16 protein-coding genes and 1 other RNA gene are annotated in these 18,250 nt (G+C 47.4%); 5 read left to right on the top strand and 12 right to left on the bottom strand.

Annotated elements, in window-relative coordinates; all coding sequences use genetic code 11:
• Positions 1–10: 10 nt before the first annotated feature.
• From DFP83_RS05680 to DFP83_RS05665, 4 genes are read right to left on the bottom strand one after another with little or no spacing between them, the layout of a single operon-like run.
• Complete coding sequence (locus tag DFP83_RS05680; protein WP_110574027.1) at positions 11–1,393, bottom strand: SAVED domain-containing protein; 1,383 nt, start codon at positions 1,391–1,393, stop codon at positions 11–13.
• The gene (locus DFP83_RS05675; protein WP_110574025.1) at positions 1,386–1,871 is read right to left on the bottom strand and encodes a Mov34/MPN/PAD-1 family protein; all 486 of its coding nucleotides are present in this window, start codon (positions 1,869–1,871) and stop codon (positions 1,386–1,388) included. Before DFP83_RS05675 ends, DFP83_RS05680 begins: the two co-directional genes overlap by 8 nt.
• Positions 1,852–3,582 (bottom strand): ThiF family adenylyltransferase, encoded by a 1,731-nt coding sequence (locus tag DFP83_RS05670; protein ID WP_110574023.1) that lies wholly within the window; start codon positions 3,580–3,582, stop codon positions 1,852–1,854. Before DFP83_RS05670 ends, DFP83_RS05675 begins: the two co-directional genes overlap by 20 nt.
• Position 3,583: 1 nt before the next feature.
• The gene (locus DFP83_RS05665) at positions 3,584–4,615 is read right to left on the bottom strand and encodes a nucleotidyltransferase domain-containing protein (RefSeq protein WP_110574021.1); all 1,032 of its coding nucleotides are present in this window, start codon (positions 4,613–4,615) and stop codon (positions 3,584–3,586) included.
• A gap of 192 nt (positions 4,616–4,807) precedes the next feature.
• Here DFP83_RS05665 and DFP83_RS05660 point away from each other — a divergent pair, with 192 nt between their 5' ends.
• Complete coding sequence (locus DFP83_RS05660; RefSeq protein WP_110574019.1) at positions 4,808–5,149, top strand: helix-turn-helix domain-containing protein; 342 nt, start codon at positions 4,808–4,810, stop codon at positions 5,147–5,149.
• Positions 5,150–5,159: 10 nt separating this feature from the next.
• The gene (locus tag DFP83_RS05655; RefSeq protein ID WP_110574017.1) at positions 5,160–5,975 is read left to right on the top strand and encodes an ImmA/IrrE family metallo-endopeptidase; all 816 of its coding nucleotides are present in this window, start codon (positions 5,160–5,162) and stop codon (positions 5,973–5,975) included.
• Positions 5,976–6,244: 269 nt separating this feature from the next.
• On the opposite strand, the gene gcvP is transcribed toward DFP83_RS05655, so the two are convergent.
• The 3 genes from gcvP to gcvT all read right to left on the bottom strand — a co-directional run bounded on the left by gcvP (position 6,245) and on the right by gcvT (position 10,774).
• A complete protein-coding gene (gene gcvP / locus DFP83_RS05650) occupies positions 6,245–9,133 on the bottom strand; it encodes an aminomethyl-transferring glycine dehydrogenase (protein ID WP_110574015.1) in 2,889 nt (962 codons plus the stop codon).
• Between the two features lie 103 nt (positions 9,134–9,236).
• Positions 9,237–9,626 (bottom strand): glycine cleavage system protein GcvH, encoded by a 390-nt coding sequence (gcvH, locus tag DFP83_RS05645; protein ID WP_006956317.1) that lies wholly within the window; start codon positions 9,624–9,626, stop codon positions 9,237–9,239.
• 68 nt (positions 9,627–9,694) lie between these two features.
• Positions 9,695–10,774, bottom strand: coding sequence for a glycine cleavage system aminomethyltransferase GcvT (gcvT, locus tag DFP83_RS05640; protein WP_110574013.1), 1,080 nt, complete (start codon positions 10,772–10,774; stop codon positions 9,695–9,697).
• A gap of 142 nt (positions 10,775–10,916) precedes the next feature.
• Here gcvT and DFP83_RS05635 point away from each other — a divergent pair, with 142 nt between their 5' ends.
• Positions 10,917–11,759, top strand: a complete 843-nt coding sequence (locus DFP83_RS05635; protein WP_006956322.1) for a LysR family transcriptional regulator — start codon at positions 10,917–10,919, stop codon at positions 11,757–11,759.
• A gap of 8 nt (positions 11,760–11,767) precedes the next feature.
• Here DFP83_RS05635 and DFP83_RS05630 read toward each other — a convergent pair whose 3' ends face one another.
• Genes DFP83_RS05630 through DFP83_RS05615 form a run of 4 tightly spaced genes read right to left on the bottom strand, consistent with a single transcriptional unit; the run spans position 11,768 to position 15,994 of the window.
• Positions 11,768–12,934: an FAD-dependent oxidoreductase gene (locus DFP83_RS05630; protein WP_110574011.1), complete on the bottom strand. Its 1,167-nt coding sequence runs from the start codon at positions 12,932–12,934 to the stop codon at positions 11,768–11,770.
• Entirely contained in the window at positions 12,931–14,097 is a 1,167-nt protein-coding gene (gene ubiH / locus DFP83_RS05625) for a 2-octaprenyl-6-methoxyphenyl hydroxylase (protein ID WP_110574009.1), read from the bottom strand. Before ubiH ends, DFP83_RS05630 begins: the two co-directional genes overlap by 4 nt.
• Entirely contained in the window at positions 14,079–15,401 is a 1,323-nt protein-coding gene (gene pepP / locus DFP83_RS05620; protein ID WP_110574008.1) for a Xaa-Pro aminopeptidase, read from the bottom strand. Before pepP ends, ubiH begins: the two co-directional genes overlap by 19 nt.
• A gap of 23 nt (positions 15,402–15,424) precedes the next feature.
• Positions 15,425–15,994: a UPF0149 family protein gene (locus DFP83_RS05615; protein WP_110574006.1), complete on the bottom strand. Its 570-nt coding sequence runs from the start codon at positions 15,992–15,994 to the stop codon at positions 15,425–15,427.
• A 152-nt stretch (positions 15,995–16,146) separates the two neighbouring features.
• Between DFP83_RS05615 and zapA the strand changes: the two genes are divergently transcribed.
• Positions 16,147–16,464, top strand: a complete 318-nt coding sequence (zapA, locus tag DFP83_RS05610; RefSeq protein WP_110574004.1) for a cell division protein ZapA — start codon at positions 16,147–16,149, stop codon at positions 16,462–16,464.
• An 8-nt stretch (positions 16,465–16,472) separates the two neighbouring features.
• A non-coding RNA gene (gene ssrS, locus DFP83_RS05605) (6S RNA) lies at positions 16,473–16,658 on the top strand.
• A gap of 17 nt (positions 16,659–16,675) precedes the next feature.
• On the opposite strand, the gene DFP83_RS05600 is transcribed toward ssrS, so the two are convergent.
• A complete protein-coding gene (locus DFP83_RS05600; protein WP_110574002.1) occupies positions 16,676–18,244 on the bottom strand; it encodes an amidohydrolase family protein in 1,569 nt (522 codons plus the stop codon).
• Positions 18,245–18,250 lie beyond the last annotated feature (6 nt).

The raw sequence follows: 18,250 nt of genomic DNA, 5'->3' as shown, positions 1-18,250 counted from the left end.
TGACACTGTCTCAGCTAACCATCCACTTTGAAGGTCGACTGGATGGCCACATAGATTTATGAAAACTTGGCTGACACAGAATATTGAACACTCTCATTTGCTTAGCGACAATTGATATTTCCGGATAACCAAGGGCTTTAACTGCATTCCTCATAGACTCTGGATAACCCGTCAAAGCAATGGATAGAGTAATGTCAGCAGATTGCTTTATTTCAGTTTGTCCATTCAATGTGTAAGGTTTTTCCACTCTCGAATCCTGAGGCCATAACCAGCAGTTTCCGTCTCGATACCTGAGCATAGGAGTTATCTCAGATTTATTCCCAAGACACGCTCCAAGTCCAACAAGAGCAGGCATAGGCCCAAAGGCAAACAAAGCGGCTCGGTAACCGTAATCCTTAGACTGATTGATGATATCTTTAGCTTCATCTGCAACAATCTCATCAATATCCGTGGCGAAACGTTCAGGGCGTGATATATATCGACGTTCATTGCCACTTAGGTTATTAAGCGTTCCTCTAATACGCGCTTTTAACCGAGATAAACTTCCAGATATATCTCTAATTTCAGGGGGAGAAACTACGTGTCCGCCTACTGGCCATAGCACCGAGAATACAGGAATTGGTTGAAAACTTAGCCCTTCTAACAACTTTTCAGCACTGATAATAAACTCTGCACGCATTTGAGATAATCTAGATGCCGGGTAATCACTGCAAGCCACTCTATCGATTAACCTGTGATGCTTATCACACATCAAGAGAACATTAGAAGGCTCATCTGAGAGCTCGTCAGATAAATAGACAATTCCTCGCGGTCCAGATTCTGAAGAGGCTACATTATGAGCTAAGTATGAGAAATTACCCGCACTACCCGTTAGGTAATCAATATCGAGCTTCTCACCACAGCCTTCGAACATACAGTAGCCGTGGCTATCTCGCAGCACTTGATTGATTGTGGGTCTAGTAAACTCTTTGCCTCGCCCCTTGTTAAGACGACTTTTAGTACTTCTAGCGATGTAATCTACTAATTCACTAATTGAGATGACTAATGATTGAGCGCGACATGAATCCCATATATCAATCAACACATTCATTGAGCCAAGATCATTTTGAGTAAGGTGCAGGCCTTGCAAGTGCCTGAGCTCAATCTCCCCCTGCTTCGCGATGAAACTTAAGGCTTCTATCATCTCATGGTCTGGTAAGTTAAGTCGAAAGCTCGCTTGAAACTCACTCGAAAACAAAATGTAAACCTGATTCTTAATTTGCTCGTCAGTGAGTAACCCCACATGTTCCCATCCAAGCGTCGTATTGAATCCAGATATAAATTCTTTCAACTTGGCTACTGATTCTATGGGATAAAAACACGCTTGATGAAAATTTCGCTTCTCGTCAGTCATCAATTCCTTCCTTACAAATTCGCGTAAAAGAGCCTTTCAACATCCTGAAAATGCATATATGAACTTGACCAACAATCACAAAAACCAGCCTTCTGTCAGGATTACGCTTTGTGCATTCATGCCAATCTGCAATATCGAGACTTGATGGAGCAGGAGTGGGTTCTGGATGAGTATGCCATGTGCCTACGTAACCCAACTCTCCATTAGACCTTTTGTAAAATGAGTCAACCAAAGTTTGGTGATGCGGTGCGCACATACTAAAGCTAGTTCTGGTTGCATAGTCCATTGTCTGCGGTATCGAGCATTCTTTTAGCCAAACCTCGTTTCCGCTCACTGACTGAGAGCCAATCAATGCGCCAAATGCTTCATTTGCATTACGGTCTAACTGACGTTTTGTTCGCCACAGTTCAATCAAGCCTTCCGACACATAAATCGTTGTTCTGCCGAAAAAGCTATTGTCACTCGTAAGAACAAGCATCGCAGTCCTCATCAAACAAGGGGAGATACTCTAGTGAGTGCTGAAAGTTATAATAGCGATGAGTCATTTTGATTCCTTCTGCTTCGGCATCCTCGACACTGCCTTTCCAGCTAACTTTACAGGATTGAGATTGTTTTCCCTCCAAGAACCGAATCGCTAAGTTCGCAGCCATAACACCTGTTTGAGCAGAACTCGCAGCACCATAAGAAATAAATTGTTCTCCACATCCAGCGATGCTTTTCATCATCACTTGATTTGGCTCAATAAAGTTCATGTTAGATACTAGCCCGCGAGTCCCAGACTCCTGACACACATAGGAGCATAGTAAACATCCTTTTGAGCTAGAAACATCCAGTACAGCATGCCCACCAACACCAAGCCCTTCCAACCAAGTATTCAGTACCGCTACGTCAATGTTTTCATTCAGAAGATATTGTTTGAACAAGCGCTCCTGCGTCGGATTGCCAATAGCAATCACTATCAAATCAAAATTTTCTAGATTCACGTCGCGAGCAAATTTCATTAGATCATCAGACGTCCATCTAGCGCGGGACCAAGGGAACTGCCTTTGAAGCGCAACCATTAAGGCGAATGCCTTGGGCGCACCAACCCACCCCTGTTCGAGGACGTGACGATACAAGTTGTTGATCTCGTATACGTCAGGATCTACCAGCGCTAAAGACCGGACACCAGCAGCAGATAACTTGTGCGCAATTTCACAGCCAACAGAGCCAACGCCTATAACTGCAACTTTTTTATCTGCCAATGACAGGCATCCACCACCTCGTTGCACAGTGTTTTCTTGATTAAATAGTCGAATGGGTAAAGCTTCGAGTGTCCAGCTTTGTAACTTCGATTTTGACAGCGGCAACGCTTTTTTCGACTTACATGTAAGTTTTAAAGCAAACCACGTTCGATCATCATCGACGGTTATTGCGGTAAAGACAATCCAATATGCAACACCACGCCACTGACCAAAAACCTGCTGCAACTCAGTTCTGGTTTTTACAGGTAGTGTTTCCATAGTATCGATATACCACTGTTCAAGAGATCCAGAACAAGTTGGCGCAGGAGTCAATTCTTCGAGTGGAATAACTATTGCTTGTCCTGCAATTTGCCTATTCCCTTTGACCATAGATAAGTAAATGTCGCTAATATCGGAAAACGAGTTGTCGGAAGGATGTACCATGTAATGGCTTTCAATGCCTTGCTTGGAGTCTTTTACCGGGCGGTACACTGACAGCTTCTGCAATTTAGGTTTTTCGAGATTGGCCAGTAGCGGTCGTCGATTGCTGCTTCTACAAAGTCTTAGCCAGTCGCTGTAGAACTCGCGAAGTAACTCCCTGCGATTCCATTCTGGATCTGCTAAACATCTTCCTAACAATGAAACATGGCGTTTGAGTGACTCTTCTACAACAAGAAGTGGCTGCTCGAAATTAATGGAAAGTGAATCTGGGGCATTGACACAAACCACGCCATACAAACTTTCTTCCACATCGGCAATAGTGACATGAGCTAATCGTCCATATGAATGAGGATCTGCTAGTGCAAAAATAGGGAGCTCATAGAAAGGCGGGTCACTGGCCAACAATAACCGAATATTACGATCAGCTATGGCGACCTCAACACTCAGCCTTTCGCGGCTACCTAAATTATGACGACTACATGCATACCCTTGGCTTGTAAGATGCTGCTCGATTGCCTTTAACAAATCATGCTCCCTGCGATGTGCCAACAACACCAGCGGTGCTAAAGGCTACCTTTTGGTTTTCGTTAAGTCGCTCGGTTTCTGGGACTTCAAAATCATCACCGAATAGCTCCTGCAAAACCTCACATTGCTTTTTCAATGAGTCCTCTTCCAATACTGTATCTAGTTTAGCAAGCATCCTACGAAGCTTATTGTAAAGCTGTGTTCCGGTATCAACACTGCTGTTTTCGAACACATTTCTGTAGGGTTCAACTGGTAGAAACACATTGACTTTGTACTTTCCATCACCAGCGTATTGGAAGTAATTAGCACTTAAAATAGCTGAGATGGTGTCTCGTAGAGCTTGTAAGTCGTTTACTTTTCCCTCGTCGTCGATTGATGGCCGAAATTTGTCCTTGCACATCAATGTTAGTCCGATAGAAAACACCTTTTTGCCAACATACTGGCCAAACTTTTCATCACGCCAACGCTTTATATATCTGACTAATCGTTTAAATTGCTTTAGTTTAAGATCTGCTGAACCAACGTATTGACTGCTATCTTTGATATGCTCGATAAGTCTCTTGGGGTCGCTCGGAGACCATTGGCGGTTTTCCTCATTTGAATTCAACTTCCCAACAGCCAACTCATACTGCTCCCCTCGTCTCCTGTAGACGACAATGTCGATATGCAAGTTTAGATTAATATAATCAGCTGTCACGCAAGGCTTCTTGACCTTTGCGTTTTTAAAACCACGTTTTTCCAAAACCTTAAGTACCAGTTTTTTCACCACAACAGGGTCATCTGGCGCATTTTCTTCATCAATCACCACAGCTCGATCAATATCAAAGTCATCAATCGGATGCTTTACGCCAGTATCAGTTTTCATTGAGCCTTGCAAAAAGCTATCAACTATCGGGTATCCTGCAAGTCTGAATTCAGTTTTAAGTTCGTCCAAGATGCTATTGTCCTTAACTCTGGCATCTCGATATGCATCATCTTCTCGACCTAATTTTATTCTATCGTGAAATTTTGAAAATCTGTTCTGCAAAGACATATGTAGTCACCTCTCAATATTTAGTTCACAGCCTCATCTAGAGGCAATTTTTTAGGTGCTACCACGTCTACGTTTAAGCAGTCCAAACACCAAATCAACAGAAGTTAATATCTTAACGACTGTTTATAAGATACACCTCCTAGCGAAACAGATCAACTACTGTTAATATAAATATCAACGGAGGAATAATCTATGGCTGACAAACTTCAGCAATCTGCGCTAATAAGCAAAAATATCAAATACATGAGAGATTTACTTGGCTGGACTCAATCGAGACTAGCTAATGAGGCTGGTATAACTGCTGCTGCACTTAGCAAAATTGAACAAGGCGGGCGTATGCCAACGATCGTGGTGTTGAGGAAAATAGCCTCCGCACTGGGCGTGAAGCCTTATGAAATCACTGGTGAAGATGCGCCTGAAGACAACAACGATAAAAAAGTTGAGTTCTACCGCAGATGGGGAGATCTTGATAAGTTACCAGAAGAAGACCAGCAAATATTACGTGATATGATGGAACGCTTCACAAAAAAATAAAGGAGTCGCCGTGGAAGAGCAAAAGGGTGCAGCGGAAGCAGAATCGTTGCTTGAAGATCTGGGCTTTGACAGTTTGCCTATCAAAGTAGAGCAGTTCATCAACGCAGTTTCAGACAACAGCTTCCCTATCAACATCGAGTTCCATGGATTTTCCGCAGACCAGTTTTTAGGTAAGGCCGTCGGTAGTGATGAAGGCGCTGCTATTATAGTCAACAGCAATATTCCTGATTCGAGACGCTTAAACTTTACTGCGGCTCATGAGGCTGGTCACGTTTGCATGCATATTATGCAAGGTGTTTCTCAAAACTTCGCATGTGGCGACTCTGAACTCAGAGATTACTTTAAAAATCCGCTTGAAAGACAGGCGAATGGATTTGCATCCGGCCTGCTTATGCCAAAACGACTGGTTAAGAGCATAACTGATGGCGACATTAACTGGTACAACATCAAACAAATCTCCGATAAATGCGATACATCATTAGAAGCTGCTTTTCGAAGACTATCGTGGTTAGAGAAAGCACCTGTTGCTATGGTGATTCATCAAAATAAGCAATTTAAGCGGTTCGTTTCGACAAAGCACTTTGATTTTTACATACAACAAACCAATTTATCTAACGAGCAAATGGCCTCTTGTACAAATGCAATTCATGAAGGCTTCCCAAGCGACTTTGACTCTGTTGACCCCATAGATTGGGTAACTCCTGAGCATAAAGGCATGCATTTAAGTGAATTGTACGCCAGTTCAATTTTATTAAATGAGGGATTTATTTACACAATCTTAAGTTACGACGATGACTGTCTAGAGGATACAGATGTCGATGACTAGAGTATGTAACAGTTAATAGCGGAAGCTACTGTGGTAAAAAAACAGCATACAAAAAGCAAAAATCTTTCGAAGAGTTTGTGGGATGCATCGAACAAACTACGTGGTAGCGTTTATTCCTCCGAATAAAAGCTCATAGTAATAGAGCAATTTGAGCAATCTAAAGTGAAGCCCGCACAAGGCGGGCTTCACTTTTAAACGACTTATTTACCGTAAACGTCTTATTTATTCCCATTAAACGACTTATTTCATGGAAACACTAACCCATCAACTTACCGATATTCTTCAATACTCGGGCACGAGCACATCAAGTTACGGTCGCCATATACGTCATCGATACGATTAACGGTTGGCCAGAACTTGTCGTAGCTTACCGCTTCAACCGGATAGGTTGCGGTGTGACGGTCGTATGGACGATCCCACTCAGCATCGGTGATGTCGGCTAGGGTGTGTGGTGCATTAACCAACGGGTTGTTGTCTTGCGGCCACTCGCCTGCGGCGATTTTGTCAGCTTCTTGCTTGATGCAAACCAACGCTTCAATAAAGCGATCGAGTTCTGCTTTAGATTCAGATTCGGTTGGCTCAACCATGATGGTGCCCGCAACTGGGAAGCTCATCGTTGGTGAGTGGAAGCCGTAATCCTGCAAGCGTTTCGCCACGTCAATCTCGGCGATACCGGCATCTTCTTTCATTTGACGCAAGTCGATAATGCACTCGTGCGCGACACGGTTGTTACGGCCACGGTACAAGATCTTGAAGTGCTTGCTGAGTTTTTCAGCAACGTAGTTAGCATTCAGAATCGCAGTTTCTGAGGCTTCACGTAAGCCACGACCGCCCATCATCGCGATGTACATCCACGAAATAGGCAAAATGCTTGCGCTACCATAAGGTGCTGCCGATACTGCGCCATTGCCCAACTCAGTGGTCTTCAAGTTGATGATGCTGTGGTTTGGCAAGAACGGTTTTAAGTGCTCTTTCACGCCAATCGGACCCATACCTGGACCGCCACCACCGTGTGGGATACAGAAGGTCTTATGTAGGTTCAAGTGCGATACATCCGAGCCAATATAGCCTGGAGAAGTAACACCCACCTGCGCGTTCATGTTGGCACCGTCCATGTAAACTTGGCCACCAAACTCGTGTACTAGCTCACAAATTTCACGGATGCCTTCTTCATACACACCGTGTGTCGATGGGTAAGTCACCATGATGCATGACAGGTGATCGCCCGCCTCTTCGGCTTTAGCTTTCAGGTCTGCCATATCCACGTTACCGTTTTTATCGCAATCAACCACGACCACTTTCATGTTCATCATCTGTGCTGAAGCCGGGTTGGTACCGTGCGCTGAGCTTGGGATCAAGCAGATATTACGGTGACCTTCACCACGGCTTTCGTGGTATTTCTGAATCGCCAATAAGCCAGCATACTCGCCCTGCGCACCTGAGTTCGGTTGCATTGAAAGCGCATCGTAACCGGTGATATCAACCAACCACTCAGACAATGACGAAATCATTTCTGCGTAGCCTTGCGCTTGCTCGACAGGGCAGAATGGGTGCAACTGAGCAAACTCAGGCCAAGTCACTGGGATCATCTCAGCGGTGGCGTTCAGCTTCATGGTGCATGAACCCAATGAGATCATTGAGTGGTTCAATGCTAAATCTTTGTTTTCCAGCTTTTTGATGTAACGCAGCATCTCGGTTTCTGAGTGATACTCGTTAAATACTGGGTGCGTTAGGTAGTCCGATTCGCGTACCAATTGCGCTGGAATTGATTCAAGCTCTTTGCTCGCAACGCGGCTATCGAGAACTTCAACATCCAGACCATGGTCATCACCGAACAAGACGTTAAATAATACTTCAACGTCTGCACGTGTTTTGGCTTCATCCATGCTGATACCAAACACGGCTTCACCGTCATTACGCAGGTTAATGCCAGCCGCCTTAGCACGCGCCAATACGTCGGTCGCGTTCTCTTTCATCTCAAAAGTCAGCGTATCAAACCAATGCGCGTTGCTGATTTGAACGCCTTTATCCTGCATACCCAAGGCTACGATGTCAGTTAATCGATGGATACGGTTAGCAATGCGACGCAAACCTTGTGGCCCATGGTACACCGCATAAAACGACGCCATGTTGGCCAGTAATACCTGCGCGGTACAGATGTTCGAGTTAGCCTTCTCGCGACGGATGTGCTGTTCGCGGGTTTGCATTGCCATACGCAACGCAGGGCGACCACGTGAGTCTTTAGACACACCAATGATACGACCGGGCAATGAACGTTTGAACTTATCACGAGTTGCAAAGAATGCGGCGTGTGGACCGCCATAGCCCATTGGTACACCAAAGCGTTGTGCGTTACCAAATACGATATCCGCACCCATTTCGCCCGGAGATTTCAGCATCAACAAGCTCATCAGATCGGAAGCCACCGAAACAATCGCTTTCTTCTCTTGCAGCTCGCCAATCAACTGTTCAATGTTGTGCAGTTCGCCGGTTTTGTCGGGGTACTGTAATAGCGCACCAAACACATCGTGGTCAGATGCTTCACGCGCCGGGCCGACAATAATGTCAAAGCCGAAGTATTCAGCACGTGTTTTAACCACGTCGATGGTTTGCGTGTACACGTTGTCCGCAATGTAAAACGCGTTTGATTTTTTGTTTTTCGATACCCGCTTCGCCATCGCCATTGCTTCGGCAGCTGCCGTTGCTTCATCAAGCAATGAGGCACTCGCAAGATCTAAACCGGTTAGATCCATGGTCATTTGTTGGAAGTTCAATAAGGCTTCCAAGCGACCTTGTGCGATTTCGGGCTGGTAAGGCGTGTATGCAGTATACCAACCTGGGTTTTCTAATACGTTACGTAAAATAACGTTAGGCGTTACCGTATCGTAGTAGCCCATACCAATGTACGAGGTAAAGATCTGGTTCTTTTTCGCAATGGCTTTGAGTTCAGCCAATGCTTCACGCTCCGTTTTAGGCTCGCCGACTTTTAAAAAAGGGTCGCGTAAAATAGAGCCTGGAACCGTATCTTTGGTCAACGCTTCTAAAGTATCTACGCCAAGCTCTTTGAGCATGGCTTGCTGCTCATCATGACTCGGACCGATATGACGGCCAATAAATTCATCGTGATGTTCTAACTGCGTAAGGGTAGTACTGGTCATTTACCTCGGCCTCGTACAAATTGGGAATCGAACAGTGCAAAAAAACACGGAACCCCGGAGCATGCCGGGGTCCATCACTTTCCTTGTGCCGTTACATTAACGCTTAATCTTCGTCGATAGACGCTTCATACGCGTCGGCGTCGAGCAAGTTACCTAGCTCACCGCTGTCTTCCGCTTTAATGCGGAACAACCAACCGTCACCATACGGGTCGTTGTTGACGTTTTCTGGCGCGTCTTCAAGATCTTCATTAATCGCGATAACTTCACCGCTAATCGGTGCGTAGATGTCTGAAGCTGCTTTAACAGACTCCGCAACCGCTACGTCATCGCCGACTGACACTTTGTCACCCACTTCGGGCAACTCAACAAACACCATGTCGCCCAAAAGGTCTTGCGCGTGCTCGGTGATACCGATAGTGAAAGTGCCATCGCCTTCATCACGCACCCACTCGTGAGTTGACGCATATTTAAGATCCGCTGGAATGTTGCTCATAACTCTATCCTTCTCAATCCAACTGCCGCTGGCAGATTGTCTGACTATTTAACTAAATTCTGACGCTATTATAAAACAGATTGACCGTTTCGCACGAATGCAGGTTTAACAACCTTCACAGTGACCTGTTTTTTGCGCATCTCAACTTGTGCGGTATCACCCACGTTCGCAGGCACGCGTGCCATTGCGATTGAAAAACCAAGTGATGGTGAGAATGTACCAGAAGTGATGACACCCTCGCCACCATCAACGATCACTTTCAGACCGTGGCGCAAGACGCCTTTGTCTTCCATCACCAAGCCAACCAGTTTGTGGTGACCGGCTTGTTTTTGTTGTTCGAGCGCTTGGCGGCCAATAAAGTCGCGGTCAATCGGTTCAAATGCAACACTCCAGCCCATATTTGACTCAAGTGGGGTGACCGTCTCATCCATATCTTGTCCGTACAGGTTCATACCGGCTTCTAAACGCAATGTATCGCGCGCGCCTAAACCACAGGGGGCTACGTCAGCAGCGATGAGTTGCTTCCACAAATCATTGACTTGCTCGGCTGGCACAATAATTTCGTAACCTTTTTCGCCCGTATAGCCAGTGGTAGCGATAAATAAATCGCCCACTTGCTTACCTAAGAAAGGCTTCATGCCTTCAATGGTTGCGAAGTCTTCGCTGCTCAACACGGCGTTTAACTTAGCTTCTGACTCGGGGCCCTGAACAGCGATCATCGCCATGTCATCACGCTCATTAATGGTGACATCAAAATCAGCCGCGACTTTTTCGATCCAACCGAGGTCACGTTCGCGGGTGGCTGAGTTAACCACCAAACGGTATGAGGTGTCGCTAAAATGATAAACGATGAGGTCATCAATTACGCCACCCTGCTCGTTGAGCATGCTGGTGTACTGCGCCTTACCTTCGGTTTTTAATTTAGCAACGTCGTTGACTAACAAGTAGCGTAAGAACGCTTGGGCTTGCTGCCCCGCTACATCAACAATGGTCATGTGCGATACGTCGAACATGCCGCAAGAACGGCGAACGGCGTGGTGCTCTTCAATTTGTGAGCCATAGTTCAACGGCATATCCCAACCGTGAAAATCGACCATTTTTGCGCCGGCTTCGACGTGCGCATCATAGAGCGGAGTTCTGCTGCCCATAAGACATCCTTTTGCTTTAAATTTAGCCAGTAATATGGGCGCAAATTATAGGCGTCTTGCACTTAAGTTTAAAATCAATAATGCTTATAATTGCATTTATTTTTTAAATACCCGAAACGTTAACTATTTAAGCATTTAATTTATGAAACATTTATCGACTGATGCCCTGCGCAGTTTCGTTGCAGTGATTGAGTTTGGCGGCATTACCGCTGCCGGCGAACGTTTAGGTCGCTCACAACCGGCCATCTCGATCCAAATCAAAAAACTGGAGCAACAATTAGGGGCTGAATTATTGCAGCGCCAAGGGCAACGGTTATCGCTTACACCCGATGGCGAGCGCGTTTACGATTACGCGCAACGTATTATTAGTTTACATGAGCAACTGCTCGCGCAGTTTCAGCCGCAGGCGGTATCCGGTGATATTCGACTGGGGATTACCAGCGAATTCGCTTCGAGCTTGTTACCCAACGTGCTGGGTCAGTTCGCGCAGGTTTATCCACAAATCGCATTGCAGGTCACATCGGCATTGAGCAAGGATCTCTTCGCGGGCTTAGGTGAACGTTTTGATATGATTTTGGCGCTCAGAGAACAACGTAACCCCAATGACATGCTGCTACAAAATGATGCCTTAGTCTGGGTGGGCACACCCGCTGCATTTGAGCAACGCCCGCTACCATTGGTTGTTGCACCGGAGGGCTGTATCTATCGTAAACGGGCTGAACAAGCGTTGCAGCGTGCACGTATTGATTATCGCATTAGCTATACCAACTCAGACTACTCCGGCTTAACCGCCGCCCTAAACAGTAACTTAGGTGTTACGGTGCTCGCCAAAAGTACCATTCCAGATAGCCAAAGCTTAATCAGTAGTCCACAGTTGAAAGAGCGATTACCTTCGCCAGGCGATATTAATATCGTATTACGCTTAGATAGTCGTGCGTCATCCGCAGCAAAACAGCTTGCCGAGTACCTAAGCGCACGTATTTAACCGCGCGCTTAGCGACCGAGCGCGACCTCTGCTAACTTTTGTTTGAGCGGCGTGATTCGCTCTGCGGCGAGACACCCAAGCGAGCGAACCGCTTTGATTAACGGATTCGACGTACCAAAGCCTCGTTTAAACAGCTCCATCGCCGCGATCATAGTTTGTGTATCCGCTTTGCGCTCGCGCTGATAACGCCCCAAGCAACGCGTTAGATTCGACAAATCAGCGAACTCGCTTTGCTGCAGGTGCGCGAGTAACGATACGCAGTCTGCAAATCCCAAATTGGCGCCTTGACCGGCAAGGGGATGAATCGTGTGCGCCGCATCGCCTACCAAAACAATGCGCTGCTGATGCCACTCTTGCGCATACTGCATACGCAAGGGGAAGCCTTTCACTTCAGAGATCAGCTCAGCTTTACCTAAGCAGCGACCGCTCTCTGATGTGACAAATTGTGCCAACTGCGCCTTATTGGCCAAGCGCGTCTGCGCCAGTGAAGCATCCATACTCCACACGATCGAAACCACGTGCGCATCGGGTGTTGGCAATAACGCTAAGGGGCCGGTCGGCAAAAATACTTGTCGTGCGACGCCTTCGTGTGGTGTATCCATCCGCAAATTGGCGACGACACCCACTTGTTCGTAATCCCAAAAACGCACCGCTAAACCCGCCTGTTGACGTAATCGCGAGCGCCCACCGTCAGCCGCAATGACCAGTTGCGCATGCGCTCGTTGTTGCTCTCCATACTCAATTTCTGCCGCTTGCTGATCGTCACCGCAGTGACGCAGACGCCATTGCTCAGTTTGCGTTATAACAACACCCGCGGTTTGCGCCGCTTGCCACAAAAAGTGTTCTAAGGCACGATTTTCAGTAATCGCACCTAAATCATCGGCATTGGCTTCGGCGGCTGAAAAATGAATGTCCGCAGGGCTGTCTTTATCCCACACATGCATATCGGTGTACGGACCGACTCGAAACTCACTGACCTGCTGCCAAACACCGAGCTCATCAAGTAAAGCGCGACTGCGGTGATTCAATGCACTAACACGTAACTCTAAAGCATCCGGTAAATCAGGCTGAGCGTGCTGCTCAATCACCATCACTGAGCGCCTTTGCCGTTTCAGCCCCAGCGCCATAGTCAGACCGATCATGCCGCCGCCAACGACGATCACATCATAGTTCATGATTTCATTCCCATGGTTAAACGTGCAAAGCGGCTGCGCAATGGAGAACAATGCTGTAAGGTCATTAACGCGAGGTTACGCGGCACAACCAACAAGCGGTTGCTGCTCGAAAAGCCGCGCACGAGTCCATCAGTCAGGTTAATAATAGCGTTGTAGTCTTTTGTTCGTGACTGCTGATAATCATCAAGTACCGCAAAGGCTCCCGGGTCAACGGCTGCTGAAAGACCCTGCACAAGACATTCAACATCGCGTAAACCCAAATTAAAGCCTTGTCCTGCGATGGGGTGTAACGCATGCGATGCATTACCAATAATCACAGTACGGTGATAAATTGAGCGTAATGCCTTTTTCAACTGTAATGGATAAAATACTGGTTCGGAACGCGCGACCAAACGACCCGCACGATAACCAAAGGCTTGCTGGCAGTGTCTTAAAAAGTCTGAGCTACTCCACTGTTTAGCAATGTCCGCCTGCTCTGGGTTAAAAGTCCACACTAACGAAGCCTGTTGGTTGGCCATCGGTAGTAATGCCATCGGCCCCCATTCGGTAAACCGCTCGTAAGCCCACCCTTGTGAGTCTCGGTCGAGTTTAACCGTGCTAATGCAACCTATTTGTTGATAGTCCTCGACCTGCCATGGCAATCGGCATAAAGTTCGAATTTTTGAATTTTGTCCATCTGCGCCAATCACCAATCGAGTCTCGATTTGCAACCCATTAGCCGTTTCGACCCGCACCTTATCGATATCGTGGTGCAGCGCCTCAACAGATTCACCGGCTAACCATGTGACATTATCTAAACGCTGGCAGGCGACATAAAAGCGATTCACTAACTCCGCCGCAGAGACCACATACCCGAGTGCGTCTACGTGCTCCTGCTCAGCATGAATTTCCGTCGCGCCTAAATAACCTTTATCGCTAATATGGATATGGCGAATCGCTGTCGCATCGCTCAACTCACCCAACACGCCAAGGCGCTGAAGTCTGGCTGCCGAAGCAGCCGCCAAAGCAATAATACGCTTATCATTGGGGGGACCTTCAAGGCGCGGCTCACACACGGCAATGCGCCAGTCGGGGCGTTGCCGCGCCAGCATCACACCAGTGAGTGCGCCAACTAAACTGCCACCCGCAATAACAACATCAGCTGTTACTTGTTTTGCATCCAAGATTCTATCTCTTCAATGGTTTTCGGCACGGCTTGAGTCATGTTTTCAAAGCCGTCCTCGGTCACAATCAAATCGTCTTCGATTCGCACGCCAATGCCGCGCCAGCGTTCATCGACACCCGACTCGCGTGAAATGTATATGCCGGGTTCAACGGTCAACACCATACCCGGCTGAAATGTCAGTGGCTCACCGTCCGTTGATTTATAACGTCCTACGTCATGGACATCGAGCCCAAGCCAATGCCCGAGACCGTGAATAAAGAATTTCTTCCAGCGGTTATTGGCAAAGTTTTCCTCCGCGTCGCCGGACAATATCTCAAGCAACGTCAACTCATCATTGATCACTTTAGCGGCGGCCTCTGTCGCCGCCTTTAGCGTGCCGCCAGGCTTAATGTGCTCAAACGCTGCCTGTTGCGCTTTCAATACGATGGTGTAAATCATCGCTTGCTCTTCCGAAAAGCGTCCGTTAATCGGAAAAGTACGAGTAATATCGGCTGCGTAGCCTTGGTATTCTGCCCCTGCATCAACCAGCACTAAATCACCATCGTGCAACACGTCACGATTATCGGTGTAATGCAGGATGCACGCATTGGCGCCGCCGCCACAAATAATACCGTAGGCAGGAGCCGGCGCGCCTTGCATCGCAAACTCATGCTGCAGTTCGGCTTCAAGTTGATACTCCATTGCCCCAGGTTTACAGAACTTCATAATGCGCTTAAATGCATCACTGCTGATACGCGCTGCTTCCCGCATTACGGCAAGTTCCTGCGATGATTTAAACTGCCGCATGGTATCTAGTGTCGGACGTAAATCCTCGATCCGATGAGGCGCACTGTAGCCCTTACGCTCATTTGCCCTTAAAAAATCAATCGCATCCCGTACCTGTGCCTCGAGCACACTGTCCTCGCCCATCAACACCAACACACTCGAGGCGCCGTTCAAAAGCTCACTAATATCTTCTTCAAAGGCGTCGATATCACGCCCTTCGTCAACGGCTAAGGCGTGCACTGCGTTGTGAAAGCCCAATCTCAGCCCGTGCCAAACCTCGGCTTCTGGATCCTTGTTCTGGCAAAATAGCAGCGTACGCGGTTGTCCCTCAATTTTACTCAGCACCAATACGGCATCTGGTTCATTAAATCCTGTTAAATAATGAAAGTAACTGTTCTGCCTAAACGGATATTCCGTATCGTTACTGCGAGTCAGTTCACTGTGCCCCGATACAATAGCGACGGTATTTGAGGGCATACGAGATAGTACTCGTTCACGGCGCTGTAAAAACTCATCTTGAGGAATAACCGGTTGCATAGCTGCTCCTATGAAGTCAGTGCTTAATGTAACGTTTTTGAATCATTCTGAGTTTGAGCTAGCTCACGTGCACCGAGTTCTGTAAAACACATCATTGCCGATACACGCAGATACTCAACAATTTCAAAGTAAGCACGCTCGGATTCATCCGAATCATCGACCTCAAACTCGAGTTTAGCGATCTCGATCATGTCATCGAGTGCCTCGCGTAAATCGCCACTGGTTGCGGCAATATTCGCTTGGTTAACACCAAAGCCCACTAAAAATGATTGCACCCAGCCCGCTAACGCATTTAAACGTTCCTGCAGTGGTGCATTATCTTCTGGCAAAAGTAGCTGGAAGCCGAGTTCGCGATCCGCCATTGCGTGCTGAATTTCTGTGGCTTGCTGCTTTAATAATTTGGCAAGCTCAGCAGGCAGTTGCTGGCCGTCATAAATAAGGTCGCTCAACAAGGCATCAAGATCCGCTGAGTCAGGTTGCGTGCCTGTTGCTACGAGTCCTGATAAAATGCCTTGTACTTCGGCTGCTTGTGGCGTCACATCATGTTGCGCGTAAAGCGATGAAATGCGATCATAGTTAAATCGAGCTGTCATAGATATCGTTCTAATTAAAATCTGGTGTTGTCATCCTAACACTCGGCTTTGCAATTCGCTAGCTGACAAACATTGCCAAGACATGCCATAATAGGCACTAGAACGCATGTAGAGCATGCATTGAACGCAATGTATAGCAGGGAGTCGGCATCATGACGAGTCGCACGATGGATATCACTTTATTGGACCGTAGCTATCGGGTGAACTGCCCGGTGGGTCAAGAAAGTGCTTTGCAAGAGGCGGCTGATGCATTGAATGAGCGGCTGAATGACACTAAAGAGCGCACAAATTTGCATAATGTTGAGCAAATTGCAGTGATGACAGCGCTTAATCTGTGTCATGAGTGGATGAACGATCAAAAAGAGCAAGCCGTTAAAACGGCTAAGCTTGAAGAAAAGATTCAGTTGCTGCAGGCGACAATCGAACAAGCGATGAGCGAACAACGCGCTCACCGCGGGCCGCAGCGCTAACAGTTTAGGGTTTCCTGGGTCGTACGCTAATAGACGTATGTCCCTGAGCCGATGCTTTTACTTAAGGGGATCACTGGCCCGTCATGAGCAAGCCCGGCACGCACCGGGAAGCCTACGATGGATCCCACTTGCTCCCCGCCTTGAACCAATGGGTTCAAGGGCTACCGTCAGATAGCGGCGTCACCGGGAAACCACCCTTTCATAAAAAGCCTCACGATTCGCGTGAGGCTTTTTCTTTGGTTACAATCTCGCGCACATCCTTGAGCAACTGCTGAGCATCAAAAATAATACCGTCTTTGATGGTATAACGGATGCCTTGGGTGCGAATCGGTTGGTTATCCTCATTGAGCTTAAAGTGACCTGTTCCATACAGGACTTTAAAGTTTGCCAACGGATTCTCTTTTACGACAACCATGTCCGCTTTTTTGCCAATGGCAATACTCCCAATCTCATCATCCATGCCCAACGCCTCGGCTCCGCCCATTGAGGCGGCGTACACCACTTCTAAAGGATTTAATCCAGCTTCCTGCAGTAGCTCCATCTCACGGATATAGCCAAAGCCATAAATCTTATAGATATAGCCCGCATCAGAACCGAGCGTGAGACGACCGCCGTGATTATGGAAATCACTTAAGAACGTCATCCATTTTTGATAATTGCGTTTCCAAGCAATCTCATCTTCAGTTGTCCAGTCAAACCAGTATGAACCATGGGCATAACGGCTCGGTTCAAAGAAATCCCATAACCGCGGTAATGTGTAATCTTCATGCCATACCGCTTGGCGTTCACGCATTAAGTCACGTGAAGCCTCGTAAATCGTTAATGTCGGATTAATAGTAAAATCGAGCGCGATCAACTCATCGCGAACGGCATTCCATTTTTCAGATCCAGGCTCGGCAGATTGTTTCCACAACCGACCCGCCTCCTCAAATCGATCCTGCTCATCGTTGTAATTATAGTCTGCTGGATAGTTTTGGATGGTTTGCTCTTCGAACAATGCCTCGGGTAAGCCATACCAATGCTCCATCGATGTCAGACCAAGGCGCGCTGAATCGAGCGCGTTCATCGATTTCACATTGAGTTGAGCGTGGTGCATCATGGTACCGAGCCCTTGCTTATTCGCCTCATCCAGTGCCGCTTCCATAACGCTTCTTGATGCGCCAAAGAACTTAATGCCCGATGCGCCTTGCGACTTAATATCGCGCACCCATTCTCGCGCCTGCTCAGCATTATAAATCGGCTCATCGCGCCCCATACCAAAGCCTAAGTAAGGCACAATGCGTGGTGCCGTGATACGGTTATCGGCCGCACGTTGCTGGTGCCATTTCACCCAGTCGAGTCCATTAAAGCTGCCGGGTTCACGAATCGTGGTAATCCCGTGCGCCAACCATAGTTTAAGCACGTATTCGGCAGGAATACCCTCAGCCGAGCCACCAATATGCGCATGCATATCAACAAAGCCTGGCAAAATATAATGTCCGCTGAGGTCCATTTCTTTATCACCAGACTGAGCGACAGGTCGTCCCTCGGGCTTAATCGGCACGCCTGGATGCCCTACGCTGACAATATTTACGATGCGGTCGTCTTCTATCACAATATCCACGGGGCCTTGTGGCGGAGCGCCCTCACCCGTGACTAGGGTTGCACCCCGCAAAATCAAGCGCTCATAAGGCCCTTCACCGCGATCACGTTCAGGTGCTTTCGGCGGTCCCTGCTGCGCTAGCGCGCTTGACGCTAGGACGAAACCACACAAAAGGCATATCGTTTTTATCATTTTCATAAGGTA

The sequence above is a fragment of the Idiomarina fontislapidosi genome, from assembly GCF_003226255.1.
GTDB lineage: Bacteria > Pseudomonadota > Gammaproteobacteria > Enterobacterales > Alteromonadaceae > Idiomarina > Idiomarina fontislapidosi.
This window is presented reverse-complemented; position numbering and strand designations above follow the sequence as displayed.

Excerpts from the sequence above, each read along its gene's own strand:
- zapA (WP_110574004.1), top strand. The coding sequence starts at position 16,147 with ATGACGAGTCGCACGATGGATATCACTTTATTGGACCGTAGCTATCGG.
- DFP83_RS05600 (WP_110574002.1), bottom strand. The coding sequence starts at position 18,244 with ATGAAAATGATAAAAACGATATGCCTTTTGTGTGGTTTCGTCCTAGCG.
- DFP83_RS05660 (WP_110574019.1), top strand. The coding sequence starts at position 4,808 with ATGGCTGACAAACTTCAGCAATCTGCGCTAATAAGCAAAAATATCAAA.
- DFP83_RS05680 (WP_110574027.1), bottom strand. The coding sequence starts at position 1,393 with ATGACTGACGAGAAGCGAAATTTTCATCAAGCGTGTTTTTATCCCATA.
- DFP83_RS05635 (WP_006956322.1), top strand. The coding sequence starts at position 10,917 with ATGAAACATTTATCGACTGATGCCCTGCGCAGTTTCGTTGCAGTGATT.
- pepP (WP_110574008.1), bottom strand. The coding sequence starts at position 15,401 with ATGCAACCGGTTATTCCTCAAGATGAGTTTTTACAGCGCCGTGAACGA.
- DFP83_RS05675 (WP_110574025.1), bottom strand. The coding sequence starts at position 1,871 with ATGCTTGTTCTTACGAGTGACAATAGCTTTTTCGGCAGAACAACGATT.
- gcvH (WP_006956317.1), bottom strand. The coding sequence starts at position 9,626 with ATGAGCAACATTCCAGCGGATCTTAAATATGCGTCAACTCACGAGTGG.
- gcvP (WP_110574015.1), bottom strand. The coding sequence starts at position 9,133 with ATGACCAGTACTACCCTTACGCAGTTAGAACATCACGATGAATTTATT.
- DFP83_RS05665 (WP_110574021.1), bottom strand. The coding sequence starts at position 4,615 with ATGTCTTTGCAGAACAGATTTTCAAAATTTCACGATAGAATAAAATTA.
- DFP83_RS05630 (WP_110574011.1), bottom strand. The coding sequence starts at position 12,934 with ATGAACTATGATGTGATCGTCGTTGGCGGCGGCATGATCGGTCTGACT.
- DFP83_RS05615 (WP_110574006.1), bottom strand. The coding sequence starts at position 15,994 with ATGACAGCTCGATTTAACTATGATCGCATTTCATCGCTTTACGCGCAA.
- gcvT (WP_110574013.1), bottom strand. The coding sequence starts at position 10,774 with ATGGGCAGCAGAACTCCGCTCTATGATGCGCACGTCGAAGCCGGCGCA.